This window comes from Pseudomonas sp. GL_091 (assembly GCF_057837725.1).
Genome location: NZ_CM174451.1, coordinates 5,890,483 through 5,915,940 on the forward strand (window position 1 = coordinate 5,890,483; position 25,458 = coordinate 5,915,940).

The following is a 25,458-nucleotide window of genomic DNA, read 5'->3' on the forward strand; positions in this document are numbered from 1 at the left end:
AGGGGGTCAGGCTTCGTTGTCCTGATCGGCCTTCAAGCGGTCGCGAAACGCCTTGGGCGAAATCCCCACTCGACGCCGGAACAGGCGCGTGAAGTTGGTCGGATCGGAAAACCCCAACACGTCGGACATTTCATAAATGGTCATGCTGGTGTAGGTCAGCAAACGCTTGGCCTCCAGCAATTGCCGTTCGTGCATGATCTGCAACGCCGGTTGCCCCGCCAATTCACGGCAAGTGCCGTTGAGGTGCGACACGGATATCCCCAGTCGGTGCGCCAGGTCCTCGACCTTGACGTGCTGGCGATAGGTCTCCTCCACCAGTTGAATAAACCCGTTGAGGTATTCCCGGGCGCGCTGCGGTCGCGCCATGGCGGTGCGCCGCTGGATCACCTGGCGGCTGACCCACACCACGATCACACTGACCAGCGAATGCATGAGCATTTCCCGCGCCGGTTGATGACTGGTGTATTCATTCTGCAGGGCACTGAACAGGCTGCTGAGGTACTCGGCGTCCTTGCCTGCCGGGTAACTTTCGGCCTGGGCCAGGGCATTGACCGAGTGCCCCAACTGCATCTGCAGGTGGGCAATCAGCGGCGCGGCCAGGGTCACGACAAACCCTTCCACGTCTTCGGAAAAGCGAAAGCCGTGCACCGACAGCGGAGGCAGGATCTGGATCGCCGGCTCCACCAGTTGCGTACGCTTGCCTTCGATTTCAAGCTCTGCCTGACCTTTGAACACGAAGAGCAACTGGCACAAATCAGCGTGGCGGTGCGGTTTGATTTCCCAATGATGTTCGCGACTGCGTTTGGAAATGGTTTCACAGTGCAGCAAGTCCGGGGTCGGCCAATCCAGGCTTTCACCGTAGAGCTTGAACACCGGAATCGAAGGCAGGTCAGGCTTGTTCATCACTTCAATCCAGGCCTCGGAGTAGATGACGGGCGATAATCGCACCGATTGGCAGAATGTACAGCTATCGGCTCAGTTTTCACCTTCAATTGACAGACCCGCAAGGGAAAAATGCAAGCACTCGATCCATAAAAATCATTCACCGGCCCTGGTCGCGTGAAGCTTGCGAGTCATAAAAACAATGAAAACGCTGAAAACCCAAGTCGCCATCATCGGCGCCGGCCCTTCTGGCTTGTTGCTCGGCCAATTGCTGCACAACGCCGGCATCGACACCCTCATTCTCGAACGTCAGACCCCGGACTATGTACTCGGTCGAATCCGCGCCGGCGTGCTTGAACAAGGCATGGTAGAGCTGTTGCGCCAAGCCGGCGTGAGTCAGCGCATGGACGCCGAGGGACTGGTCCATGGCGGCTTCGAACTGGCCCTCGACGGACGCCAGGTCCACATCGATCTGCATGCCCTGACGGGGGGCAAGACCGTGATGATCTACGGCCAGACCGAAGTCACCCGCGACCTGATGGCCGCTCGTCGGGAGGCTGGCGCGCAGACGATTTATCAAGCAGAAAACGTTGTTCCCCACGGTATGAAAACCGACGAAGCGTTTGTCACTTTTGAGAAGGACGGCGAACCGTATCGTCTCGATTGCGACTACATCGCCGGTTGCGACGGCTTCCATGGAGTGGCGCGACAATCGATTCCCGCCGACAGCCTGAAAGTCTTCGAACGGATCTATCCGTTCGGCTGGCTCGGGATCCTGGCCGATACCCCGCCGGTCCACGAAGAGCTGGTCTACGCCCGCCATGAGCGCGGTTTCGCGCTGTGCAGCATGCGCTCGCCGACACGCACCCGTTATTACCTGCAAGTGCCCACCAGCGATCATGTGGATAACTGGTCGGATCAACGCTTCTGGGACGAACTCAAGTCGCGACTGCCACAAGCGTTGGCGGACAAACTGGTTACGGGTCCGTCCATCGAAAAAAGCATCGCGCCACTGCGCAGCTTCGTGGTCGAACCAATGCAGTACGGGCGCATGTTCCTGGTCGGCGATGCCGCGCACATCGTCCCACCCACCGGCGCCAAGGGCCTGAACCTGGCGGCCAGTGACGTGAGTACGCTGTTCAACATCCTGGTCAAGGTTTACCGCGAAGATCGCCTCGATTTGCTGGAGAAGTACTCGGAAATCTGCCTGCGTCGGGTGTGGAAGGCCGAGCGGTTCTCCTGGTGGATGACCTCCATGCTGCACCGTTTCGACGATCACGATGCCTTTAGCCAGCGCATTGCTGAGTCGGAGCTGGAGTATTTTGTCGGCTCCGAGGCGGGTCGAAAAACCATTGCAGAAAACTACGTCGGGCTTCCTTATGAGGCTATCGAATAGCTTCCTACCGACTTACACTGGCTAGCATCCCCGCTCGCCTTGCCTCCTGCGGGACAATCTCTGCCCGCAGGTTTTCCCGTGACCAATCTCCGCCAGCCTGAAACGCCCAAACCCGCTATCCGCAGCGTGCTGATCGCCCTGATGCTGGCGATCTTCCTCGGCGCGCTGGACCAGACCATCGTCGCTGTTTCGATGCCGGCCATTTCCGCACAATTCAAGGACGTCAGCCTGCTGGCCTGGGTGATTTCCGGCTACATGGTGGCCATGACCGTGGCGGTGCCGATCTACGGTAAGCTGGGCGACCTGTACGGGCGGCGCAAGCTGATGCTGTTCGGCATGGGCCTGTTCACCCTCGCATCAGTGTTCTGCGGCATGGCCCAGAGCATGGAGCAACTGGTGCTGGCGCGGATCCTCCAGGGCATCGGGGCCGGCGGGATGATTTCGGTGAGCCAGGCGATCATCGGTGACATCGTGCCACCACGGGAGCGCGGTCGTTACCAGGGTTATTTCAGCAGCATGTACGCCGTGGCCAGCGTGGCCGGCCCGGTGCTTGGCGGCTACATGACCGAATACCTGTCCTGGCGCTGGGTGTTCCTGATCAACCTGCCGCTGGGCCTGGGTGCCTGGCTGGTGGCCCATCGCACGCTGGTGGGCCTGCCGATTCCGCAACGCAAACCGATCATCGATTACCTGGGCACCGTGCTGATGATCATCGGGCTCACGGCATTGTTGCTGGGCATCACCCAGGTCGGCCAGGGCCATTCGTGGCGCAGTGCCGAAGTGCTGGCGCTGCTGGCTAGTGCGGTGCTGGTGCTGGGGCTGTTCGTCGTCCACGAACGGCGGGCACGGGAACCGTTGTTGCCCATGCATCTGTTCGCCAACCGCAATGCGATCCTGTGCTGGTGCACGATTTTCTTCACCAGTTTCCAGGCCATCTCGCTGATCGTATTGATGCCGCTGCGCTTTCAGAGCGTCACCGGTGCCGGTGCCGACAGCGCCGCCCTGCATCTGCTGCCGCTGGCCATGGGCTTGCCGATCGGCGCGTATTTCGCCGGCCGTCGCACCTCGGTGACCGGGCGCTACAAACCGATGATCCTTGCCGGTGCGGTGCTGATGCCTGTCTCGATAATCGGCATGGCGTTCAGCCCGCCGCAGGCGTTCGTCGTAAGCAGCCTGTTCATGCTGCTCTGCGGGATTGCCTCCGGCATGCAGTTCCCGACGTCATTGGTCGGCACGCAGAACTCGGTGGAGCAGCGGGACATCGGCGTCGCCACCAGCACCACCAATCTGTTCCGTTCGCTGGGTGGTGCCGTGGGTGTGGCGCTGATGTCGGCGCTGCTGTTGGCGTTGTTGCAGGACTCGAGTTTTGCGCACCTGGCCGGCTCGTCGCTGATTGCCGAAGGCAGCTCGGGGAATGTGCTGCTGGACGGTTTGAACGCCGCACCGGGTGACGCGCAGAACGCCTTGCGTGCCGAGTTGTTGCTGACGTTCCGGCATTTGCTGACGGTCAGCGCGGCCGTTTCACTGCTGGGGCTGGCGGCGGCGATTGCCATGCCGAACATGCTGTTGCGCGGGCGCGAGGACAAGGTTCGCTAGATATTTGTAGGAGCGAGCTTGCTCGCGAAAAACCCAAGGGTGCTGCTGGGCATCTGGTTTTACGCGTTATCGTTTACGACCTTCGTCGGAACGCCGCCCGGAGCAAGCTCGCTCCTACATCGCGAAGGCGTCATCCCAGATACCCCGCTATCAAGGGCTGTAATACCCGACCGCCACCAGAAAATGCCCGACCTTTTTCAGGTAGGCATGTTTGTTCTCGACCTTGCCGGTCACTGGGTTTTTCCAGCGGTATTCGTATTCGCCATCATCCTGCTGGGCCATCAACGCCAGAATCGGCTCGCCCACCGCTTTGCCTTCCGGGTCCGCGATCTTGCTGAAGTCGGTATTGATCAGCCGCAGATTGGTGCCGTGGGCCACGTAACGCTGGGTGTCCAGGTCGACGACAAATACATACAGGTCATCCTGCAGGTAGCCGCCCTTGAGGGAATTGATCGCCGTCAGGGTGCCCTTTTCGTCCTTGGCCAGATCGGTTGCCGCTTTATTCAGCAAGGCCATGGCCTGTTCGGCGGAGGCTCGTGGCAGGTAATAACCGACCGCCAGAATCCGCTGGCCGATGCGCTGGTAGTAGACATGCTTGCGCTCGACCTTGCCGTCGCTCCAGTTCTGCCAGCGATATTCCGCCTGCTGAATGCCATTGCCTTCCGGTACTTTCAGGGCGTCCTTGAAGGTTTTCTGCAAATCCGGCCCAAGCACTTGCGAGACGTCCCGGCCAATCAGCGCCGACGACGGCCCGCCGCTGGCGAGCATCACGCCCTTGGTGTCGAGCACGAAGACATATCGGTCCTTGTCGACAAACTCACCCTGTCGGCTGAACGCCGCAAAGGCCTTGTCGCCATTCTCGTGGTAGTAAGCCAGGGCTTTTTCCAGCAGGGCGATGGCCGCCTTGCTGTCATCCTTTTCCGTCCCGGCGGCCTGCACCTGGCCCAGGCACAACAAAAAAATGCCGCACAGCAAGGCGAACCTATGCAGTAACCCCATTGCGCATCCCTCGTTCCTGGTGGTGTTTCAAGAGCGTAGACGGCAATGGGGGATGCATGGATATTCAGGAAAACACGGAGTGCTGTGGTGCGATGGGCTTGTGTGGCGAGGGAGCTTGCTCCCGCTGGGTGGCGCAGCCGCCCCAAATCCATTCACCGCGATTGCACAGGTAAACCGCGGTGCCCAATTTACGACTGCTGCGCAGCCGTGCGGGAGCAAGCTCCCTCGCCACAAATACTCACACCGCTGACAATTACTGCCGGGCGCGCAGTTGCTGCTGAAGGTTCTGGATCTGCGCCTGAAGGGTATTGATGTTGCGGGTGACCTGACTGCGGAAGGCATCGAACTCGGCAGTGTTGGTCGAACCCTGCGCGGCGGCCGGACGGTTGTCCTGCTCACTCTTGAGCACGATCATGTCTTGCTCAAGACGTTCGATGGCGGCGCTCGGGTTGCCTTGCTTTTTCAGCGAGACAATATCGGCGCCCAGACTTTTCAGCTGTGCATCGAGTTTTTCCGAGTCCGACGGGGCACTTTTCAGGGCGGCCAATTCAGCGCTCAAGGCTTTGACCTGGGCCTGCAACTGCGTGTTGACCGTCTGATGTTCGGTGCCCTGGGCAGTCAACTGCACCAGGCGCTTGTCCAGTTCGCTGGTTTGCGCGGTCATTTGTGCCAGTCGCTTGTCCAGGTCCGAGGCCTGGCCGGCAACACCTTGCTGCTGGGCGTTCTGGTCCTGGAGCTTGCTTTCCAGCTGACGGATTTGCAGTTTCAAGGCCTCGCTGTCGGTGTTGACGCTGGTCTGGCTGGCAACAACCTTTCCGGAAATATCCTGCAGACGCCCTGCCGCTTCCTCACTGATCCGCGCGAAACTTTCCTGGGTCGCCACCAGTTGCTGTTCCATCAGGGAAATCTGCTGGAAGCTCCACCAGGCCAGGCCCGCGAACGCAAAGATCAGCGCCCCGACCAACGCCCACAGGGGGCCGGTGCTTGCCGCCTTGACCTTCACCACGGGTGCCGTACGCGAATGCACGACCGTGCGGGCAGTGGGCGGAAAGTCGTCATCGAGAACGTCTGCACGCAGGCTCGGTACATCGTCGAAGTCGTCGTTGGCATCGTTACGCATGGACATTGAATAAACCTTAGTGAAACACATGATGGCTTTATGCCGCGCAGTATAAACCCCGCAGCCGTAACCATTGACCCTGAAGTCCCGTTTCCGGTTCAGTAAGGGGTCGTTGTCCTGACATCATCGAATAGCCTGAGCCTTCCACCAGCCACAGAATTCATCGAGTGCCGTCCAGAGGCTGACCTTGGGATCGTAATCCAGATAATGCCGGGCGCGGCTGATGTCCAGGGTGAAATTTTTGTTCATGACCTGCATGCCCAGACGCGACAGCGTCGGTTCGGGACGCCCCGGCCACAACTTGCACACACCCTCGTTGAGCGCCGCCACGCTGTAGGCCAAGCCGTAGGAACGGTAGCGGGTTACCTGTGGGACTTCCATGTTGCGCATGACGTAATTGACCACGTCCCACAGGGGAATCGGCGTGCCGTTGCTGATGTTGTAAGCCTTGCCCAACGCAGAACCGCTGGCGAGCAAACTGCTGAGCAACGCTTCGTTGAGGTTTTGCACGCTGGTGAAATCAACTTTGTTCAGACCGTTGCCGATGATTGCCAGGCGCCCCTTGCGCTGCATGTTCAACAGGCGCGGGAAGATGCTCATGTCGCCGGCCCCGGTGACGAAACGCGGACGCAGGGCCAGGGTTTCAAGGCCGAACTCCTGGGCGCCGAAGACTTTTTGTTCGGCCAGATACTTGGTGGCGGCGTAAGGGTGTTTGAAGCGCTTGGGCACCTGATCTTCGGTCAGGCCCAGATGATCGCGACCATCGAAGTAGATCGACGGCGACGACAAATGCACCAGCCGCCGAACCCGTTGCTTCAGGCAGGCTTCGACCACGTTCTCGGTGACCTGGACGTTGCCCTGATGGAAGTCCTGATAGCGTCCCCACAAACCGACTGCCCCGGCGCAATGCACCACGGCCTCGACGTCCGAACACAGCTCGCGCGCCAGTTCCGGGTCGCTCAAGTCGCCCTGAATGAACTCGGCTCCGCGGCGTACCAGATGCTCCACACTCTCGGCCCGGCGACCGTTGACCCGCACGTCCAGGCCCTGCTCCAGGGCAAAACGCGCAAAGCGCCCGCCAATGAAGCCGCTTGCGCCGGTAACCAGAATCTTCATGAATTGCTCCAACCAATGCAGTGGCGAGCTTCAAGCTGCACCCTGCAAATTAAAAACGGTCCGCAAGCGCTTCACTTGCAGCTTGCAGCTTGACGCTTACTGCTGCTCCAAGGGCACCAGCCATTGCTTCGATGCGCGTACCAATTGATCGGTGAGTAAACCCAGCAACTGGCCGCCATTACGCCAATGATGCCAGTACAGCGGCACATCGATCGGCTTATCTGGCAGCAACTCCTGCAATACGCCCCTTTCCAGTTGTTCGCGCACCTGCAGTTCCGGGACCAGACCCCAGCCGAGCCCAGCTTCCGTCAGACGAATGAATCCTTCGGAGGACGGGCATAAATGGTGTTCGAAACCGCCCTCGACGCCGAGGGACGCAAGGTAGCGATGCTGCAGGAAATCGTCCGGGCCAAACACCAGCGCCGGGGTTCGGGCCAACTGATCGGCGCGTACGCCCTGCGGAAAATGCCGGGCAATAAACGCAGGGCTGGCCAGCGCACGGTAACGCATGGCCCCCAGCAACACGCTGCGCGCACCCGCCACCGGACGCTCGCTGGCGCAGACGCAGGCCGCCACTTCACCGGCGCGCATGCGCTTGAGGCCGACGGTCTGGTCTTCGACCACCAGATCCATCAACAGATGCTGTTCGGCGCAAAACGCCCCCACGGCCTGCGCCCACCAAGTGGCCAGGCTGTCGGCGTTCAGGGCGATCCGCAGGCGTTCCGGCAGGCCCTCTTCATCCAGCGCCGGCACCAGGCCTTGCAAATCCCGTTCAAGCAATCGCACCTGCTGCACGTGGTTAAGCAACCGTCGACCGATTTCCGTCGGCGTTGGCGGCGTGGCCCGCACCAGCACCGGCTGGCCAACCCGTGCTTCCAGCAGCTTGATGCGCTGGGAAATCGCCGATTGCGACAAGCCCAGCACCTGGGCCGCCCGTTCAAAACCGGCCTGTTCGACCACGGCGGCCAGGGCAGAAAGCAATTTATAGTCGAACATCAGTTTTCCTAATGAGCGATCAGCAAGATTGGTTTTTCTTATACAGCCTTCACAAGGACAATGACCAGCAAGAACTCTTGAACAAGGATCACCCACATGGCTGGCGAAACTTCATTGGCAACGCTGCTGCGCAGCATGAGCCCACAACTCAACGCGGGCGAATACGTGTTCTGCACTTTGCGCGACGGCAAGTTGCCTACGGATCTGGAAATTGTCGGCAGCTTCCGCGAGCAGGAAGGCCTGACCGTGATCCTCGAACGTTCCCACGCCGAAAAAGCCGGATTCAGCTTCGACTACATCGCCGCCTGGATCACCTTGAACGTACATTCGGCCCTCGAAGCGGTCGGCCTGACCGCCGCATTCGCCACGGCGCTTGGCCAGGCAGGAATCAGCTGCAACGTGATTGCCGGCTACTACCACGACCATTTGTTTGTCGGCCAGGCCGACGCCGACCGTGCCCTGCAAGTGTTGCGGGATCTGGCAGCCAACGCGGAGTAAAAAATCATGTGGCAAAGTTATGTGAACGGCCTGTTGGTGGCCTTCGGCCTGATCATGGCGATCGGCACCCAGAATGCGTTTGTCCTGGCGCAAAGCCTGCGGCGTGAACATCACCTGCCGGTGGCAGCACTCTGCGTGACTTGCGACGCCCTGTTGGTAGCAGCCGGGGTGTTCGGCCTGGCGACGGTACTGGCACAAAATCCGACACTGCTGGCCATCGCCCGTTGGGGCGGCGCAGCGTTTCTGTTGTGGTATGGCAGCCAGGCGCTGCGCCGGGCCTTTTCGAAGCAGAGCCTTGAACAGGGCGAGAGCCAGACCGTACGCTCGCTGCGGGCGGTCATGCTCAGCGCGCTGGCGGTGACCTTGCTCAACCCGCACGTCTATCTGGACACCGTGTTGCTGATCGGCTCTCTGGGCGCACAACAAACCGAGCCCGGCGCTTATGTCGTAGGTGCGGCCAGCGCCTCGCTGCTGTGGTTTTTCACCCTGGCCCTCGGAGCGGCATGGCTGGCACCGTGGCTCGCCCGCCCCAGCACCTGGCGAATTCTCGATCTGTTGGTGGCCATGATGATGTTTGCCGTAGCGCTGCAGTTGATCGCGGCCAGCTGATTCGCGGAACCTCTATTCCACACAGTTGTTGCGTGGTTATGCCGCCCCCCCGGTGCTATGATCCGACTCCCTGCGCCGCAAAGAGTACAAACTCCCCGGCGCTTGTTTGGCCGCCCGTGATCGGCCTTGCGCTCACCGCAACTGACCTGATTAGGAGAATCATCATGGCTTTCGAATTGCCGCCGCTGCCGTACGCACACGATGCACTGCAGCCGCACATCTCCAAGGAAACCCTGGAGTTCCACCACGACAAGCACCACAACACCTACGTCGTGAACCTGAACAACCTGGTGCCAGGCACCGAGTTCGAAGGCAAGACCCTGGAAGAAATCGTCAAGACTTCCTCGGGCGGTATCTTCAACAACGCCGCTCAGGTCTGGAACCACACTTTCTACTGGAACTGCCTGGCGCCAAACGCCGGCGGTCAACCAACCGGCGCTCTGGCTGAAGCCATCAACGCGGCTTTCGGTTCGTTCGACAAGTTCAAGGAAGAGTTCAGCAAGACGTCCATCGGCACCTTCGGTTCCGGTTGGGGCTGGCTGGTGAAAAAGGCTGACGGTTCCCTGGCCCTGGCCAGCACCATCGGCGCCGGCAACCCGCTGACCAACGGCGACACCCCGCTGCTGACCTGCGACGTCTGGGAACACGCTTACTACATCGATTACCGCAACCTGCGTCCGAAGTATGTCGAAGCGTTCTGGAACCTGGTCAACTGGAAGTTCGTGGCTGAGCAGTTCGAAGGCAAAACCTTCACCGCTTAAGCTCGACGCCAGTCAAAAGAACCCGGCTTATGCCGGGTTTTTTTATGAGTTCGGGAAAGTCCGAAAAGTGGCCACATCAATGAAAAACGTGTCGATTATCCGGCCGTCTTCGCGAGCAAGCCCGCTCCCACACTGGATCGTGTCGTATACAGATCAAATGTGGGAGCGGGCTTGCTCGCGAAGAACGATAACGCGGTTAGTCTGCCAACTACCGCGGATCGAGGTTATCCAACGCGCGACTCACCGCCAGCTCCGCCAACATGACAATCTGCGAAATGGCCAGCGCTGTGTTGCGCTGGGGGCCATTCAGGTAGGTGGCGAAATCACTCGCCAAGACATTGGCTGAAGCCAGTGATTCACAGGCGTGGGCAAGAAGGCTTTCAGTGTCCATGTCGGGAACAATCATGAACATGGTGCGGGGGCTGTAGGGTTTGCTGGTGCTGCTGGGGGGATCGGGGATTAACTTATCCAAAATATGCTCCTTATCGATTGGAGCCATCTCTCGCCGTTTCTCACGCGGGCGAAGAGGTGGCAGCTATGTGCGGAGTGAGAAACCGGCAAGAGAGCAATCCGGCCAGACCGAGGTCTGCCCGCACACAGCCGCCATAAAGCATTGCTGGCAGCGGATAAGCTGGCGGCAATTATGGTGGTACTGGCGCTGGATTAACACTCTCTTGCGGGTTCTCACGCCCGATCGCTGAAGCATTTCAGCGATCACCAAAGGTTATTCAGCCCGCTTCCGACGGACAACCTGAAAACTGCGTGGGAAACTTCTGGCGCTTTCCTACACCGCGCCATCTCGCAAAAACGTAACGCGGAGCGTCCCTGGCAGCACTCCCACGCGGGCGTGTGGAAACGATATGTTGGGGTGTGGCTGAAAATGCAATGTCGACTGTCCCGCCATCTTCGCGAGCAGGCTCGCTCACATTGGGCCCCCGGTTTTTAGTCGGGACTTCTGGCCACTGAAGATCCCCGTGGGAGCGAGCTTGCTCGCGAAAAACGCCAGGACAACGCGGGCATTCAGGCAGCACGCGTTATCGTTGACGTCCATCGCGAGCAAGCTCGCTCCTACAGGGCCGAGCGTTAGCTCGCCTGCAGCTTTTGATCTTGATCCACCCGCCCCCTCGGCAGGCTGAGTGGAGGCGTTCATCCGGGGGTGGGCGCGCAGCGCCGTTCGGCACAGCCGAACACATCGAGAGGAGGTCGAGCGAAGCCGACCGGAGGCGATGCCCCCGGATGAATGCCGGAGCGAAGGAACCCCGAGCCCAGGCGAGGGGCCGTACGTTCGGGGCGAGCGTTTTTTGGGTTACTTTTTTAGGCGCTTGTAAAAAAAGTGACTCGCCGTAAGGGCGAAACCATAAGCCGCCGTTACCGAAGAAATGGATATGTACTCCGTTAAAGCTCCAAAACAACCTACAGAATCCAAGGCATTTTTCGACGATGAAACAAGACTTCCGGGCCTTGCTCCCCCGCCGCGGACGACTAACATCAACAAAAGGAAAATATCCGCGCGCCCGCCCCTCAAGTTGAAGGACTCGACAACCGACACAGTGCTAATAGGCTAACTCGTCAAGACAACTGCAAATCGGCCAAGCTGAAGGCAAAATCCCCCAAGGATGATTGTCCCTTTGACTGCCATTACGGGATTGCCAATACTCATGGCAACTTGATGCCACCCGCACGGAACAAGGAATAAACCTTTGAAGCTGGAACTCAAGAACAGCTTGTCGGTGAAGTTGCTCCGGGTCGTGCTCCTGTCGGCATTGATCGTCGGCGTGGTCTTGAGCTGCGCGCAGATTGTGTTCGATGCCTATAAAACACACCAAGCCGTCGCCAACGATGCCGAGCGCATCCTCGACATGTTTCGCGACCCCTCGACCCAGGCCGTCTACAGCCTGGACCGGGAAATGGGCATGCAGGTGATCGAAGGCCTGTTTCAGGACGCCGCCGTGCGCCAGGCCTCCATCGGCCATCCCAACGAAGCCATGCTCGCGCAAAAAACCCGCGAGTTGCAGCACTCCCACAGCCGCTGGCTGACCGACCTGATTCTTGGCAAGGAACGCACCTTCACCACCCAACTGGTCGGTCGCGGGCCTTACAGCGAGTATTACGGCGACCTGAGCATCACCCTCGATACCGCCACCTACGGCCAAGGGTTCATTGTCAGCTCGGTGATCATCTTCATCTCCGGCGTACTGCGCGCGCTCGCCATGGGGCTGGTGTTGTATCTGGTCTACCACTGGCTGCTGACCAAGCCGCTGTCGCGGATCATCGAGCACCTCACGGAAATCAATCCGGATCGTCCCAGCGAACACAAGATTCCGCTGCTCAAGGGGCACGAGAACAACGAACTGGGCATCTGGATCAACACCGCCAACCAGTTGCTCGAATCCATCGAACGCAATACCCATCTGCGCCACGAAGCGGAAAACAGCCTGTTGCGCATGTCCCAATACGATTTCCTGACGGGGCTGCCGAACCGGCAGCAGTTGCAGCAGCAACTGGACAAGATCCTCGTCGACGCCGGCAAATTACAGCGCCGGGTCGCAGTGTTGTGTGTCGGCCTGGATGACTTCAAGGGCATCAACGAGCAGTTCAGCTATCAGACCGGCGACCAGTTGTTGCTGGCCCTGGCCGATCGCCTGCGCGGTCATAGCGGTCGCCTGGGCGCCCTCGCCCGCCTCGGTGGCGACCAGTTCGCCCTGGTCCAGGCCGACATCGAGCAGCCCTACGAAGCCGCCGAGCTGGCGCAAAGCATTCTCGATGACCTGGAAGCGGCGTTTGCCCTCGACCATCAGGAGATCCGCCTGCGCGCCACCATCGGCATCACCCTGTTCCCCGAGGACGGCAACAGCACCGAAAAGTTGCTGCAAAAGGCCGAGCAGACCATGACGCTGGCCAAGACCCGTTCGCGCAACCGCTATCAGTTCTATATCGCCAGCGTCGACACCGAAATGCGCCGCCGCCGCGAACTGGAAAAAGACCTGCGCGATGCGTTGATCCGCAATCAGTTCTACCTCGTCTACCAGCCACAGATCAGCTACCGCGACAACCGCGTGGTGGGCGTCGAAGCCCTGATTCGCTGGCAACACCCCGAGCACGGCATGGTGCCGCCGGACCTGTTCATCCCCCTGGCCGAACAGAATGGCACCATCATTGCCATCGGCGAGTGGGTGCTGGACCAGGCCTGTAAACAATTACGCGAGTGGCATGACCAAGGCTTCAGCGACCTGCGCATGGCGGTGAACCTCTCCACGGTTCAATTGCACCACGCCGAACTGCCACGGGTGGTCAACAACCTGCTGCAGATGTACCGCCTGCCACCGCGCAGCCTGGAGCTGGAAGTCACCGAAACCGGCCTGATGGAAGACATCAGCACCGCGGCCCAGCACTTGCTCAGCCTGCGCCGCTCCGGCGCGCTGATCGCCATCGACGATTTCGGAACCGGCTATTCGTCCTTGAGCTATCTCAAGAGCCTGCCGCTGGACAAGATCAAGATCGACAAGAGCTTCGTACAGGACCTGCTCGATGACGACGACGATGCGACCATCGTTCGCGCCATCATCCAGCTGGGCAAGAGCTTGGGCATGCAGGTGATTGCCGAAGGCGTGGAAACCGCCGAGCAAGAGGCCTACATCATCTCCGAAGGCTGCCACGAAGGTCAGGGCTATCACTACAGCAAGCCGTTGCCGGCACGGGAACTGGGCGTTTACCTCAAGCAGGCCCAACGCAGCAATGCCGCTATTTTGTAAAAAACACATCCCTCCTGTAGGAGCGAGCTTGCTCGCGATGAACCTGAGAGCAACACGCTCATTCAGAATGAACGCGTCATCGTTAAAGTCCATCGCGAGCAAGCTCGCTCCTACAGTGAATAAGAAATATTTACAGGTACAACCCTTTACACATAATGCGAAAGATTTGCATTATGTCGCAGTTTTGCGTGTGCATAGCACGACTCCACCCCTATCGAAGCAGGATGTTCGCCATGATTCGTATGCCTCTGGCTACCGCCAGTCTGTTGGCCATCGCTATTTCCCTCGCCGGTTGTGGCGAAGGTAAAGACCAAGAAAAAGCTGCCGCGCCTGCGCCAGCTGCCAGCACTGCGGCTGCCCCGGCTGCTCCAGCCGCTGCGCCTGCCGCTGCCGGTAAAGTCGACGAAGCCGCTGCCAAAGCCGTTGTCGCCCATTACGCCGACATCGTTTTCGCCGTTTACAGCGATGCCGAATCCACCGCGAAGACCCTGCAAACCGCCGTAGACGCCTTCCTCGCCAAGCCGAACGCCGACACCCTCAAAGCCGCCAAGGCTGCCTGGGTTGCAGCCCGCGTGCCTTACTTGCAGAGCGAAGTGTTCCGCTTCGGCAACACCATCGTTGACGACTGGGAAGGTCAGCTGAACTCCTGGCCGCTGGACGAAGGCCTGATCGACTACGTCGACAAATCCTACGAACACGCATTGGGCAACCCGGGTGCCACTGCCAACATCATCGCCAACACTGAAGTGCAGATCGGCGAAGACAAGGTCGACGTCAAAGACATCACCCCGGAAAAACTCGCCAGCCTGAACGAGCTGGGCGGTTCCGAGGCCAACGTCGCCACCGGCTACCACGCCATCGAATTCCTGCTCTGGGGCCAGGACTTGAACGGCACCGGCCCTGGCGCCGGCAACCGTCCGGCTTCGGACTACCTGGAAGGCAAAGGCGCTACCGGCGGTCACAACGATCGTCGTCGTGCTTACCTGAAGTCTGTGACTCAGCTGCTGGTCAGCGACCTGGAAGAAATGGTCGGTAACTGGAAGCCGAACGTGGCCGACAACTACCGCGCCACCCTGGAAGCAGAACCGGCTGAAACCGGCCTGCGCAAAATGCTGTTCGGCATGGGCAGCCTGTCCCTGGGCGAACTGGCGGGCGAACGCATGAAGGTTTCCCTGGAAGCCAACTCCCCGGAAGACGAACAGGATTGCTTCAGCGACAACACCCACAACTCGCACTTCTACGATGCCAAGGGCATTCGTAACGTGTACCTGGGCGAATACACCCGCGTCGACGGCACCAAAATGACCGGCGCCAGCCTGTCGTCCCTGGTGGCCAAGGCCGACCCGGCTGCCGACACCGCGCTGAAAGCCGACCTGGCCGCCACCGAAGCCAAGCTCCAGGTCATGGTCGACCACGCCAACAAGGGTGAGCACTACGACCAGTTGATCGCTGCCGGCAACACCGCGGGCAACCAGATCGTCCGTGACGCCATCGCGTCCCTGGTCAAGCAGACCGGTTCGATCGAAGCCGCCGCCGGTAAACTGGGCATCAACGACCTGAATCCGGACAACGCTGATCACGAGTTCTGATCAACGCTGGCTGAGTGAAAAAGGCGACCTTCGGGTCGCCTTTTTCATATCTGCCCTACACAGTCCATTGTGGGAGTTATGGGTAAGCCAAATTACCTGTCCCACATCAAGCAAACGATAATTCCTCTTATTCAAATTCCCATCCCCTGTTAGACTTTGCGCCCTTGTTTTGCTCGTTTTGCAGGATGTCTGATGCCCTCGCTGCCTCTTCGCTTGTCCGCACTGTTTCTGGCCCTGGGCCTGAGTGCCTGCGATGACGCCCCGAAATTCACCCGGGCCGAACCCGGTGAAGCCCGCTCCGGCGGCAGTGCGACGGTGCGCAAGACCGATCAGAACGCGTTTTCCATGCCGTCGGCGAATCTGCCGCCGTCGCGGCGCGTGGATTTCAGCGTTGGCAACAGCTTCTTCCGCAGCCCTTGGGTGATCGCGCCATCGACGACGACCGCTCGCGATGGCCTCGGCCCATTGTTCAACACCAATGCCTGCCAGGGCTGCCACATCAAGGACGGCCGCGGCCATCCGCCGACGCCCAACGATGTGAACGCCGTGTCGATGCTGGTACGCCTGTCGATTCCCGACGCCCCGGCGTATGCCAAGGTCATCGAACAGCTCGGTGTGGTGCCGGAGCCCGTCTATGGTGGTCAGTTCCAGGACATGGCCGTACCCGGCGTGGCCCCCGAAGGCAAAGTGCGGGTCGATTACACCGCCGTGCCGGTTCGCTTCAAGGACGGCACCGAAGTCGAGTTGCGCAAACCGAGCCTGAACATCACCCAACTGGGCTACGGTCCGATGCACCCCGACACCCGTTTCTCGGCCCGCGTGGCGCCGCCAATGATTGGCCTGGGCTTGCTCGAAGCGATCCCCGACGAGGCGATCCTGGCCAATGCCGAGGCACAGGCCAAGGCGAACAACGGCATTGCAGGACGCCCGAACCAGGTGTGGGACGACGCCCAACAAAAGACAGTGTTGGGAAGATTTGGCTGGAAAGCCGGACAACCAAACCTCAATCAGCAGAATGTCCACGCGTTTTCGGGGGATATGGGGCTCACGACCAGCCTTAGACCCTTTGATGACTGCACGGACGCGCAAACGGCCTGCAAACAGGCACCCAGTGGCAACGGCCCGAATGGCGAGCCCGAAGTCAGCGACAACATCCTGCGCCTGGTACTGTTCTACAGCCGAAACCTCGCCGTACCGGCACGTCGTGACGTCAGCGCACCTGAAGTGCTGGCCGGAAAGACCCTGTTTTATCAGGCCGGTTGCCAATCCTGTCACACCCCGAAATACACCACCGCCGCCAACGCCGCCGAACCTGAACTGGCCAATCAAGTGATTCGCCCGTACAGCGATCTGCTGCTGCATGACATGGGCGACGGCCTGGCCGACAACCGTACCGAGTTCCAGGCCAGCGGCCGCCAATGGCGTACCCCGCCGTTGTGGGGCATCGGCCTGACACAGGCGGTCAGCGGCCACACCCAGTTCCTGCACGACGGCCGCGCCCGCAACCTGCTCGAAGCCGTGCTCTGGCATGGCGGCGAGGCGACAGCGGCACAGCAACAGGTTTTGTCTTTCAATGCCGAGCAACGCGCCGCGTTGCTGGCGTTCCTGAATTCCCTTTAACACGCATTCCACTCGCGGGAGCCCGACATGTTCCGTCCCAAATTGTTGTTCACCAGCCTTGCCGCCCTCGCCCTGGGCGCCTGCTCGCCCCAGGACCCGCAAGCGGTCACGTCGGCGGCCATCGCCAAGTCGGTGATCCTGCCGACCTACACCCGCTGGGTTGAAGCCGACCGTCAATTGGCGGTCAGCGCCCTCGCCTACTGCGAAGGCAAGGAAAACCTGGAAACCGCCCGTGCCGACTTCCTGCATGCGCAAAAAGCCTGGGCCGAGCTGCAACCATTGCTGATCGGGCCGCTGGCCGAAGGCAACCGTTCGTGGCAAGTGCAGTTCTGGCCGGACAAGAAAAACCTGGTCGGCCGTCAGGTCGAGCAACTGGTCACCGCCCAGCCGCAAATCGATGCCGCCGCCCTGGCCAAGTCCAGCGTTGTGGTACAGGGCCTCTCGGCCTACGAATACATTCTGTTCGACAACAAGCCTGACGTGGCCAACGCTGAGCAGAAGAGCAAATACTGCCCGCTGCTGATCGCCATCGGCGAACGCCAGAAGCAATTGGCCGAAGAGATTCTGCAAACCTGGAACAACACCGACGGCATGCTCGCGCAAATGAGCAAATTCCCGAACCAGCGCTACGCGGACTCCCATGAGGCGATCGCCGATCTGCTGCGCGTGCAAGTCACCGCCATCGACACCCTGAAGAAAAAACTCGGTACGCCGATGGGCCGCCAGACCAAGGGCGTGCCACAACCGTTCCAGGCCGATGCATGGCGCAGCCAGTCGTCCCTGACCAGCCTCGAAGCCAGCCTCGCGGCCGCCAAGACCGTCTGGGAAGGTGTGGATAACAAAGGCCTGCGCAGCCTGTTGCCGAGCGAGCAGAAACCGTTGGCCGACAAGATCGATGCAGCCTATGCCGCCTCGCTGAAACTGTTCGCCGGCAACCAGCGCTCGCTGACCGACATGCTCAACGACGATGCCGGCCGCCAGCAGCTCAACGACCTGTACGAAAGCCTCAACGTTGTACATCGCCTGCACGAGGCCGATCTGGCCAAGGCACTGGGCATCCAACTGGGCTTCAACGCCAACGACGGTGACTGATGAGGGCCAGTTCCATGCTGCGACGCCAGGTTCTGACATTAGGTAGTTTGCTGCTGGGTGCAGTGACGCTGGGCGGCTGGAAGCTGTTCAAGCAAAAGGACAAGAGTCCGTTGTTGCTTTCGGCACGGGACGATACCGACGGCCAGCATTACGCCGTCGGTTATCGGCTGGATGGCACCCAGGTGTTCGCCACCCGGGTTGGCCAGCGTTGCCACGACATCATCAACCACCCGACACTGCCTATTGCGCTGTTTGTCGCCCGCCGTCCGGGCACCGAGAGCTACCTGATCGACCTGCGCGACGGCGCGCTCCTGCAAACCGTGGTGTCACAGCCGAACCGGCACTTCTACGGACACGCGGTCATTCACCACAGCGGCGACTGGCTTTACGCCACCGAAAACGACACCACCGATCCGGGTCGCGGCCTGCTCGGTGTGTACAGATTCGAAGGTGAACGGTTGGTGCACAGCGGTGAGATTTCCACCCACGGCCTCGGTCCGCACCAGGTGTCGTGGATGCCCGATGGCGAAACCCTGGTGGTGGCCAACGGCGGGATTCGCACCGAGGCCGAAAGCCGGGTGGAGATGAACCTCAACGCCATGGAACCGAGCCTGGTCCTGATGCACCGCGACGGCACCCTGCTGAGCAAGGAAACCCTCGCCCAGCAGATGAACAGCGTGCGTCATCTGGCCATCGCCAGCGACGGCACCATCGTCGCCAGCCAGCAGTTCATGGGCGCGGCCCACGAGTCGTCGGAGTTGCTGGCGATCAAGCGGCCCGGTCAGCCCTTCGTCGCGTTCCCGGTGCCCGAGCACCAGTTGCAGGCCATGGGACACTACACCGCCAGCGTCGCGGTACACAGCGACTTGCGCCTGGTGGCGTTGACTGCGCCGCGGGGCAACCGCTTTTTCATCTGGGACCTGGACAGCGGTGAAGTACGCCTGGACGCGCCACTGCCCGATTGCGCCGGGGTCGGCGCCGTGGCCGATGGTTTTGTCGTGACCTCGGGCCAGGGACGCTGCCGCTACTACGACTGCCGCCAGACAAACCTCGCCGCAAAACCGCTGGAGCTACCCGCAGGGCTCTGGGACAACCATTTGCATCTGATGGCCTGAATCATTGAAAAAATCGCCGCTTTGAGCCGCGCCTGCATCGGGATGACGTACACCCCGCAGGCGCGACCCAAGGCGGCGAATCTTTTCAGGCTTTCACCTCTCTAATACCTCACAACCTGTAAAAACGGCAGTTGGATTACCCTCTACACTCCCGGTAATGTGCCCCGCTGTCTCACCTGATTTTCTCCAAGGAACTGGATATGCTGCGTCGCCGCATGCTGATCATGTTGGGTGTTGTTCTACTGATTGTGCTGGTCCTGGCCGCGTACAAAGCCTTCTCGATCTACACGATGGTTCAAGGCTTCTCTGCGCCCAGACCGGCCATCAGCGTTGCCGTGGCCACCGCCACCGAGCGCCCATGGCAAGCCCGCCTGCCTACCGTTGGCACGCTCAAGGCATTGCAGGGCGTGGACCTGAGCCTGGAGACCGATGGCACCGTCATCGATGTCCAATTCGAGTCAGGGCAGAAGGTCAAGGCCGGCCAACCCATCGTCCGGCTCGACAGCGCCGTGGAAAGTGCCTTGCTCGAAACCGCCCTGGCCGACCTCGGGCTGGCCCAGCTGGACTACAACCGTGGCAGCCAGTTGGTGGGCAGCCAGGCGATTTCCAAAGGTGAGTTCGACCGACTCTCGGCGGTCCTGAAAAAGAGCAGAGCCACGGTCAATCAGCTCAAGGCTGCGCTCGAGAAAAAACGCATCATCGCGCCATTCAGCGGCACCATCGGCATTCGTCAGGTGGACGTCGGCGACTATGTGGCCAGCGGCACCATGATCGCCACCCTGCAAGACCTCAGTAGCCTGTATGTCGACTTTTTCGTGCCCGAGCAGTCGGTGCCGAAGATTGCGCTCGGCCAGCCAGTGCAGGTCATTGTCGCGGCGTATCCGACCCTGGAGTACCCCGGCACCATCAGTGCAATCAACCCCAAGGTCGAGAACAGCACCCGTAACGTGCAGGTCCGCGCCACCCTGGCCAACCCCGATGGCAAGTTGATGCCAGGCATGTTCGCCAGCCTCCAGGTGCTCCTGCCCGACCCGCAACCGCGCATCGTGGTACCGGAAAGCGCGATTACCTACACGCTCTACGGCAACTCGGTGTATGTGGCCGTACCAAAGAAGGCCGAGGATGGCAGCCTGGTAAAGGACGACAAGGGCCAACCGGTGCTGATCGCCGAACGGCGTTTTGTCGAAACCGGCGAACGCCGCGATGGGCAAGTGATGATCACCAAAGGCGTGCAGAGCGGCGAGAAAGTGGTGACCGCCGGCCAGCTCAAACTGGATAACGGCTCACGCGTTGCCATCAGCGACGACAAGACCCTGGCCGGGCAGAACAGCCCGCCACGCGCGGACTGATCAAGGAATTCCCATGGCTTTTACCGACCCGTTCATCCGCCGTCCGGTTCTCGCTACCGTGGTCAGCCTGTTGATCGTGCTGCTGGGCTTCCAGGCCTGGAGCAAGCTGCCGCTACGCCAGTACCCGCAAATGGAAAATGCCCTGATCACGGTGACCACCGCCTACCCCGGGGCCAACGCCGAGACCATCCAGGGCTACATCACCCAACCGATGCAGCAAAGCCTGGCCAGCGCCGAGGGCATCGACTACATGACCTCGGTCAGTCGCCAGAATTTCTCGGTGATCTCGATCTACGCGCGCGTCGGCTCCAACAGCGACCGTCTGTTTACCGAACTGCTGGCCAAGGCCAACGAGGTCAAGAACCAGCTGCCCCAGGACGCTGAAGACCCAGTGCTGAGCAAACAATCTGCCGATGCGTCAGTGTTGATGTACATCAGCTACTTCAGCAAGGAGTTGAGCAACCCGCAGATTACCGATTACCTGTCACGGGTGATCCAGCCCAAGCTGGCGACCTTGCCCGGCATGGCCGAAGCCGAGATCCTCGGTAACCAGGTATTTGCCATGCGCCTGTGGCTGGACCCGATGAAGATGGCGGGTTTCGGCCTCAGTGCCAGCGATGTGACCAACGCGGTGCGCCAGTACAACTTCCTCTCTGCCGCCGGCGAGGTGAAGGGCGAATACGTGGTCACCAGCATCAACGCCAATACCGAACTCAAGTCCGCCGAAGCCTTCGGGACGATTCCGCTCAAGGTCGATGGCGACAGCCGTGTGTTGCTGCGGGATGTGGCGCGTGTGGAAATGGGTGCGGAAAACTACGACACCATCAGCTCGTTCGGTGGCACCCCTTCTGTGTACATCGGCATCAAGGCGACGCCCGGCGCCAACCCGCTGGAAGTGATCAAGGAAGTGCGCAAAATCATGCCGGACCTTGAGGCCCAGCTACCGCCGAACCTCAAGGGTGAAATCGCCTACGACGCCACCCTGTTCATCCAGGCCTCGATCGACGAAGTGGTGAAGACCCTGTTCGAAGCGGTACTGATCGTGATCGTGGTGGTGTTCCTGTTCCTCGGTGCCCTGCGTTCGGTGGTGATCCCGGTGGTGACCATCCCGCTGTCGATGATCGGCGTCATGTTCTTCATGCAGATGATGGGGTACTCGATCAACCTGCTCACCCTGCTGGCGATGGTATTGGCCATCGGCCTGGTGGTGGACGACGCCATCGTGGTGGTGGAAAACATTCATCGCCACATCGAGGAAGGCAAGACGCCGCTCGACGCCGCCATTGAAGGCGCCCGGGAAATCGCCATGCCGGTGGTTTCGATGACCATCACCCTGGCGGCGGTGTACGCACCGATCGGTTTCCTGACCGGCCTGACCGGGGCGCTGTTCAAGGAGTTCGCCCTGACCCTGGCTGGCGCGGTGGTGATTTCCGGCATCGTCGCCCTGACCCTGTCGCCGATGATGTGTGCGTTTCTGCTGCGTCACGACGAGAATCCCAGCGGCCTGGCCCATCGCCTGGACATGATTTTCGAAAACCTCAAGCGCCGCTACCAGAGCCTGCTTCACGGCACCCTCAACACCCGGCCGGTGGTATTGGTGTTCGCTGTAATCGTGTTGTGCCTGATTCCGGTCCTTCTCAAATTCACCAAATCGGAACTGGCGCCGGATGAGGACCAGGGCATCATTTTCATGATAGCCAACGCCCCGCAACCGACCAACCTCGACTACCTGAACACCTACACCGACGAGTTCGTCTCGATCTTCAAGGCGTTTCCCGAGTATTACTCGTCATTCCAGATCAACGGTTTCAACGGCGTGCAATCGGGAATCGGCGGTTTCCTGCTCAAGCCATGGAACGAGCGCCGTCGCACGCAAATGGCGATCCTGCCCGAGGTGCAGGCCAAACTGGAAAAGATCCCGGGGCTGCAGATTTTCGGCTTCAACCTGCCATCACTGCCGGGCACCGGCGAAGGCGTGCCGTTCCAGTTCGTCATCAACTCCGCCAACGATTACGAATTGCTATTGCAGGTGGTCGACCGGGTAAAAAAACGTGCGAAGGAATCCGGCAAGTTTGCGTTTGTCCACGTTGACCTGGCCTTCGACAAGCCGGAAGTGGTGGTGGATATCGACCGCGCCAAGGCCGCACAGATGGGGGTTTCCATGCAGGATCTGGGGGGAACCCTGGCGACCCTGCTGGGTGAAGGCGAGATCAACCGATTCACCATTGAAGGTCGCAGCTACAAAGTCATTGCCCAGGTCGAGCGGCCGTTCCGCGACAATCCGGACTGGCTGAACAATTACTACGTGAAAAACACCAAGGGCGAACTGCTGGCGTTGTCGACCCTGATCACCGTCACCGACCGCGCTCGACCGCGCCAGCTGAACCAGTTCCAGCAACTCAACTCGGCCATCCTGTCCGGCGTGCCGCTGGTGAGCATGGGGGAAGCCATCGACCTCGTGCGCCAGATCGCCCGGGAAGAGGCACCCACCGGTTTTGCCATCGACTACGCCGGCGCATCGAGGCAGTACGTTCAGGAAGGCAGCGCCCTGTGGGTCACCTTTGCCCTGGCACTGGCGATCATTTTCCTGGTGCTGGCGGCCCAGTTCGAAAGCTTCCGCGACCCGCTGGTGATCCTGGTCACCGTGCCGTTGTCTATCTGCGGCGCATTGATTCCGCTGTTCCTGGGTTGGTCGAGCATGAACATCTACACCCAGGTCGGGCTGGTGACCTTGATCGGGCTGATCAGCAAGCATGGCATTCTGATCGTCGAGTTCGCCAACCAGCTACGCAAGGACAAGGGCCTGACGGCACGGGAAGCGGTGGAGGAAGCGGCGGCCATCCGGCTGCGTCCGGTCTTGATGACCACCGCGGCGATGGTGTTCGGCATGGTGCCATTGATCATCGCCACCGGTGCTGGCGCGGTCAGCCGGTTCGACATCGGCACGGTCATCGCAACGGGCATGTCGATCGGCACGTTGTTCACCCTGTTTGTATTGCCCTGCGTCTACACGTTGCTGGCTAAACCCGATAAGCGCTGACACAGATGAACTTGTAGGAGCGAGCTTGCTCGCGATGGACTCAAGAGCGCCGCGTTTGGCCAGTAAATACGCGCTATCGTTAACGACCATCGCGAGCAAGCTCGCTCCTACACTGCACGCAAAAAAAAGGCCTCGCATCAGCGAGGCCTTTCATTTGGGCTTCAATCGGTTCAACTCTGCGGCCTCAATCCCTGAGAAAGTCCGAACATGAACAGCAACAAGTCATGATCGGGTCGAGTGGCCACGGATGCCTTGGCAACCCGTGGCAACGGACAATGTTCTTCTGCGTTTATCGAGCTGAGAACCTGGGGGCGTGGTTGCTCCCAGGTTGCCATCGCGATCGATGCAACTGCCAAGGCTCCTACCAGAAACAAACCTCGTGCAATTTCGAGTTTCATCGCTATAAATCCTTGATAGCGCTGCCAAACGCCGTCTCATAAAAGTAGATGAGTTTTTTCCAGTCTGCGTCGCTGAACGACGAGTGGCGACGCAACTGCTTCAAGTCATGGGCAGCTGCGCGATTGGCCGTCAAACGCTGTCGGCATTTCTCCAGATCGATCAGGGCAACCTCGACCTTGGCCGTCTCACCCTCACCGGTCACGCGAACGAATACGTGCTTGTCGTAAAGGCAACCGTGCTGCCAGCGGCCCTTGTGCATGCGAGCCAGGTTTTCAGCCAGGTCCTTGAGCACTCGTTCGTTTATGGCTTCACCATGACGCTCGCGACCGCCACCGGCGTACCAGCGATCGATTTCCTCGAAGCCGTCCAGCGACTTGGTGACCAGCAAGGCACGCCACTTGTGCACAGGATCGCGCTGTGCGCCACAGAAAACGATTTCCGGAACCCGTACGCCAAGCGCGATCACACCGATGAGCGCAGCATGCTCGCGCAGTACCGTAGGCCGCCCGAATGGGTGCTGCCAGCTACGATGGATATGCCCGGTCTGGCGCTTGACGTAGAGCAGTTGACCATCACTGCCCATCAGGCGTTGAACGCCGCTTTCCCCGCCGCGACGGACGTTGGGTTCTTCTACCCATTCACCGCGCTGATTCCAAAAGTAATCGAAGCGGTCCGGGGGAGCGACTTCCGTTTCTGCTGCACACTGCACTGCCATCCTGTTACCTCTTGCGTAATACGTACACTCGCCACATGGCATAGAGCGGTAAAAAGTCCAGTTGTTCCTGGATGCGGAAACCCGCCTGCTCAAATTCCTTTTCTACGGTAGCGGCCGGTAACACAAACCGGTTTTGGTAACCTACCTGCCCACGGGCTTTCTCCGAACGCTTGCGTTTCCAGGCCTTGAAGTTGCCATCGACCCACAGCGAAAGGATCACGCTGTCACGGGAAACCCGCTCGAATTCACGCAAAATAGCCATGCGATGCTCGGCTTCACCGATGTGGTGGAGCAAGCGCATGCAAAAAATGCTGTCGACGGCGTTGTCCGGCAAGGCGATGTCGAATGCAGACGTGTGCAAGGGTTGTACCCGTTTCACCACATCGGCAGGTTGCGCCTGGGTTGCGATTTTCAGCATGGACTGCGAGTTATCGGCACCGATGATCACGCGGTTGGATTTTTCCGCCAACAAGGGCCAGAAACGCCCTGCACCACAAGGTAAATCGAGGACCAGGCCAGGCTCGCCAGCCAGGGACAGCGCCTTGCGTGCCAATTGTTCGTCACGCCAATGGGACAATCGACGGCCGAGACCTTCCTGGTGTTTGCGCAGATAACGTTGCGCGTGTTGATCGTCGTATTTTTCCGAAAAATCGAGTTTGATCGGACCGTCCATCATCAGGTCTCCTGAACTTCTGATAGCAACTACCTTAGGTTTCGTGGTGTTGGTGACAGGTGATCCACTTGTGAAAATTTTATGATGGGAAACCAAGAAGTATTACAGGGTTTTACAGAGTTGGCAGGGTTTGCTGAACGC

Annotated in this window: 21 protein-coding genes; 12 read left to right on the forward strand and 9 right to left on the reverse strand. The window is 60.0% G+C overall.

Annotation, left to right across the window (positions count from 1 at the left end; translation table 11 throughout):
- Positions 1–6 precede the first annotated feature (6 nt).
- Entirely contained in the window at positions 7–903 is an 897-nt protein-coding gene (locus AC3ITY_RS26770; protein WP_223459615.1) for a helix-turn-helix domain-containing protein, read from the reverse strand.
- Between the two features lie 190 nt (positions 904–1,093).
- Between AC3ITY_RS26770 and pobA the strand changes: the two genes are divergently transcribed.
- Both pobA and AC3ITY_RS26780 read left to right on the forward strand, forming a co-directional pair.
- On the forward strand, positions 1,094–2,278 hold the full coding sequence (gene pobA, locus AC3ITY_RS26775) for a 4-hydroxybenzoate 3-monooxygenase (RefSeq protein WP_489311013.1): 1,185 nt from the start codon (positions 1,094–1,096) through the stop codon (positions 2,276–2,278).
- Positions 2,279–2,356: 78 nt separating this feature from the next.
- Complete coding sequence (locus AC3ITY_RS26780; protein WP_489306001.1) at positions 2,357–3,874, forward strand: MDR family MFS transporter; 1,518 nt, start codon at positions 2,357–2,359, stop codon at positions 3,872–3,874.
- Positions 3,875–4,024: 150 nt separating this feature from the next.
- Here AC3ITY_RS26780 and AC3ITY_RS26785 read toward each other — a convergent pair whose 3' ends face one another.
- The 4 genes from AC3ITY_RS26785 to AC3ITY_RS26800 form a co-directional block, all read right to left on the reverse strand.
- Positions 4,025–4,873, reverse strand: coding sequence for a cache domain-containing protein (locus AC3ITY_RS26785; RefSeq protein WP_489306003.1), 849 nt, complete (start codon positions 4,871–4,873; stop codon positions 4,025–4,027).
- Positions 4,874–5,126: 253 nt separating this feature from the next.
- Positions 5,127–5,999: an ATPase gene (locus tag AC3ITY_RS26790; protein WP_489306004.1), complete on the reverse strand. Its 873-nt coding sequence runs from the start codon at positions 5,997–5,999 to the stop codon at positions 5,127–5,129.
- Positions 6,000–6,116: 117 nt separating this feature from the next.
- The gene (locus AC3ITY_RS26795; RefSeq protein WP_489306006.1) at positions 6,117–7,109 is read right to left on the reverse strand and encodes an NAD-dependent epimerase/dehydratase family protein; all 993 of its coding nucleotides are present in this window, start codon (positions 7,107–7,109) and stop codon (positions 6,117–6,119) included.
- Between the two features lie 96 nt (positions 7,110–7,205).
- Positions 7,206–8,105, reverse strand: a complete 900-nt coding sequence (locus AC3ITY_RS26800; protein WP_223459627.1) for a LysR family transcriptional regulator ArgP — start codon at positions 8,103–8,105, stop codon at positions 7,206–7,208.
- A gap of 96 nt (positions 8,106–8,201) precedes the next feature.
- On the opposite strand from AC3ITY_RS26800, the gene AC3ITY_RS26805 reads away from it, so the two are divergent.
- The 3 genes from AC3ITY_RS26805 to AC3ITY_RS26815 all read left to right on the forward strand — a co-directional run bounded on the left by AC3ITY_RS26805 (position 8,202) and on the right by AC3ITY_RS26815 (position 9,973).
- Complete coding sequence (locus AC3ITY_RS26805; RefSeq protein ID WP_223459629.1) at positions 8,202–8,603, forward strand: ACT domain-containing protein; 402 nt, start codon at positions 8,202–8,204, stop codon at positions 8,601–8,603.
- Positions 8,604–8,609: 6 nt separating this feature from the next.
- Positions 8,610–9,212: a LysE/ArgO family amino acid transporter gene (locus tag AC3ITY_RS26810; protein ID WP_223459631.1), complete on the forward strand. Its 603-nt coding sequence runs from the start codon at positions 8,610–8,612 to the stop codon at positions 9,210–9,212.
- A 164-nt stretch (positions 9,213–9,376) separates the two neighbouring features.
- Entirely contained in the window at positions 9,377–9,973 is a 597-nt protein-coding gene (locus tag AC3ITY_RS26815) for a superoxide dismutase (RefSeq protein ID WP_008022038.1), read from the forward strand.
- 208 nt (positions 9,974–10,181) lie between these two features.
- On the opposite strand, the gene AC3ITY_RS26820 is transcribed toward AC3ITY_RS26815, so the two are convergent.
- On the reverse strand, positions 10,182–10,445 hold the full coding sequence (locus AC3ITY_RS26820; protein WP_489311015.1) for a DUF6124 family protein: 264 nt from the start codon (positions 10,443–10,445) through the stop codon (positions 10,182–10,184).
- 1,228 nt (positions 10,446–11,673) lie between these two features.
- Here AC3ITY_RS26820 and AC3ITY_RS26825 point away from each other — a divergent pair.
- From AC3ITY_RS26825 to AC3ITY_RS26855, 7 genes are all read left to right on the forward strand, one after another.
- Positions 11,674–13,725 (forward strand): putative bifunctional diguanylate cyclase/phosphodiesterase, encoded by a 2,052-nt coding sequence (locus tag AC3ITY_RS26825; RefSeq protein ID WP_489306007.1) that lies wholly within the window; start codon positions 11,674–11,676, stop codon positions 13,723–13,725.
- Between the two features lie 233 nt (positions 13,726–13,958).
- The gene (locus AC3ITY_RS26830; RefSeq protein WP_223543118.1) at positions 13,959–15,314 is read left to right on the forward strand and encodes an imelysin family protein; all 1,356 of its coding nucleotides are present in this window, start codon (positions 13,959–13,961) and stop codon (positions 15,312–15,314) included.
- Between the two features lie 192 nt (positions 15,315–15,506).
- A complete protein-coding gene (locus tag AC3ITY_RS26835; protein ID WP_489306008.1) occupies positions 15,507–16,934 on the forward strand; it encodes a di-heme oxidoreductase family protein in 1,428 nt (475 codons plus the stop codon).
- 27 nt (positions 16,935–16,961) lie between these two features.
- Positions 16,962–18,026 (forward strand): imelysin family protein, encoded by a 1,065-nt coding sequence (locus AC3ITY_RS26840; RefSeq protein WP_489306009.1) that lies wholly within the window; start codon positions 16,962–16,964, stop codon positions 18,024–18,026.
- Between the two features lie 14 nt (positions 18,027–18,040).
- Entirely contained in the window at positions 18,041–19,141 is a 1,101-nt protein-coding gene (locus tag AC3ITY_RS26845; protein ID WP_489306010.1) for a DUF1513 domain-containing protein, read from the forward strand.
- Positions 19,142–19,341: 200 nt separating this feature from the next.
- The gene (locus AC3ITY_RS26850; protein ID WP_489306012.1) at positions 19,342–20,490 is read left to right on the forward strand and encodes an efflux RND transporter periplasmic adaptor subunit; all 1,149 of its coding nucleotides are present in this window, start codon (positions 19,342–19,344) and stop codon (positions 20,488–20,490) included.
- Positions 20,491–20,503: 13 nt separating this feature from the next.
- Positions 20,504–23,530 (forward strand): multidrug efflux RND transporter permease subunit, encoded by a 3,027-nt coding sequence (locus AC3ITY_RS26855; protein WP_489306013.1) that lies wholly within the window; start codon positions 20,504–20,506, stop codon positions 23,528–23,530.
- A 170-nt stretch (positions 23,531–23,700) separates the two neighbouring features.
- Here AC3ITY_RS26855 and AC3ITY_RS26860 read toward each other — a convergent pair whose 3' ends face one another.
- The 3 genes from AC3ITY_RS26860 to AC3ITY_RS26870 are packed head-to-tail and all read right to left on the reverse strand — an operon-like array spanning position 23,701 to position 25,317.
- Positions 23,701–23,928: a hypothetical protein gene (locus AC3ITY_RS26860; protein ID WP_080925402.1), complete on the reverse strand. Its 228-nt coding sequence runs from the start codon at positions 23,926–23,928 to the stop codon at positions 23,701–23,703.
- A 2-nt stretch (positions 23,929–23,930) separates the two neighbouring features.
- Positions 23,931–24,644 (reverse strand): lipopolysaccharide kinase InaA family protein, encoded by a 714-nt coding sequence (locus tag AC3ITY_RS26865; protein WP_489306014.1) that lies wholly within the window; start codon positions 24,642–24,644, stop codon positions 23,931–23,933.
- A 4-nt stretch (positions 24,645–24,648) separates the two neighbouring features.
- Complete coding sequence (locus AC3ITY_RS26870; RefSeq protein ID WP_489311017.1) at positions 24,649–25,317, reverse strand: class I SAM-dependent methyltransferase; 669 nt, start codon at positions 25,315–25,317, stop codon at positions 24,649–24,651.
- Between the last annotated feature and the right edge of the window lie 141 nt (positions 25,318–25,458).

What these genes read in the sequence shown, in the direction of transcription:
- AC3ITY_RS26770 (WP_223459615.1), bottom strand. Translation starts at nt 903, where the DNA reads ATGAACAAGCCTGACCTGCCTTCGATTCCGGTGTTCAAGCTCTACGGT.
- AC3ITY_RS26785 (WP_489306003.1), bottom strand. Translation starts at nt 4,873, where the DNA reads ATGGGGTTACTGCATAGGTTCGCCTTGCTGTGCGGCATTTTTTTGTTG.
- AC3ITY_RS26790 (WP_489306004.1), bottom strand. Translation starts at nt 5,999, where the DNA reads ATGTCCATGCGTAACGATGCCAACGACGACTTCGACGATGTACCGAGC.
- AC3ITY_RS26795 (WP_489306006.1), bottom strand. Translation starts at nt 7,109, where the DNA reads ATGAAGATTCTGGTTACCGGCGCAAGCGGCTTCATTGGCGGGCGCTTT.
- AC3ITY_RS26800 (WP_223459627.1), bottom strand. Translation starts at nt 8,105, where the DNA reads ATGTTCGACTATAAATTGCTTTCTGCCCTGGCCGCCGTGGTCGAACAG.
- AC3ITY_RS26805 (WP_223459629.1), top strand. Translation starts at nt 8,202, where the DNA reads ATGGCTGGCGAAACTTCATTGGCAACGCTGCTGCGCAGCATGAGCCCA.
- AC3ITY_RS26810 (WP_223459631.1), top strand. Translation starts at nt 8,610, where the DNA reads ATGTGGCAAAGTTATGTGAACGGCCTGTTGGTGGCCTTCGGCCTGATC.
- AC3ITY_RS26815 (WP_008022038.1), top strand. Translation starts at nt 9,377, where the DNA reads ATGGCTTTCGAATTGCCGCCGCTGCCGTACGCACACGATGCACTGCAG.
- AC3ITY_RS26830 (WP_223543118.1), top strand. Translation starts at nt 13,959, where the DNA reads ATGATTCGTATGCCTCTGGCTACCGCCAGTCTGTTGGCCATCGCTATT.
- AC3ITY_RS26835 (WP_489306008.1), top strand. Translation starts at nt 15,507, where the DNA reads ATGCCCTCGCTGCCTCTTCGCTTGTCCGCACTGTTTCTGGCCCTGGGC.
- AC3ITY_RS26840 (WP_489306009.1), top strand. Translation starts at nt 16,962, where the DNA reads ATGTTCCGTCCCAAATTGTTGTTCACCAGCCTTGCCGCCCTCGCCCTG.
- AC3ITY_RS26845 (WP_489306010.1), top strand. Translation starts at nt 18,041, where the DNA reads ATGCTGCGACGCCAGGTTCTGACATTAGGTAGTTTGCTGCTGGGTGCA.
- AC3ITY_RS26850 (WP_489306012.1), top strand. Translation starts at nt 19,342, where the DNA reads ATGCTGCGTCGCCGCATGCTGATCATGTTGGGTGTTGTTCTACTGATT.
- AC3ITY_RS26855 (WP_489306013.1), top strand. Translation starts at nt 20,504, where the DNA reads ATGGCTTTTACCGACCCGTTCATCCGCCGTCCGGTTCTCGCTACCGTG.
- AC3ITY_RS26860 (WP_080925402.1), bottom strand. Translation starts at nt 23,928, where the DNA reads ATGAAACTCGAAATTGCACGAGGTTTGTTTCTGGTAGGAGCCTTGGCA.
- AC3ITY_RS26865 (WP_489306014.1), bottom strand. Translation starts at nt 24,644, where the DNA reads ATGGCAGTGCAGTGTGCAGCAGAAACGGAAGTCGCTCCCCCGGACCGC.
- AC3ITY_RS26870 (WP_489311017.1), bottom strand. Translation starts at nt 25,317, where the DNA reads ATGGACGGTCCGATCAAACTCGATTTTTCGGAAAAATACGACGATCAA.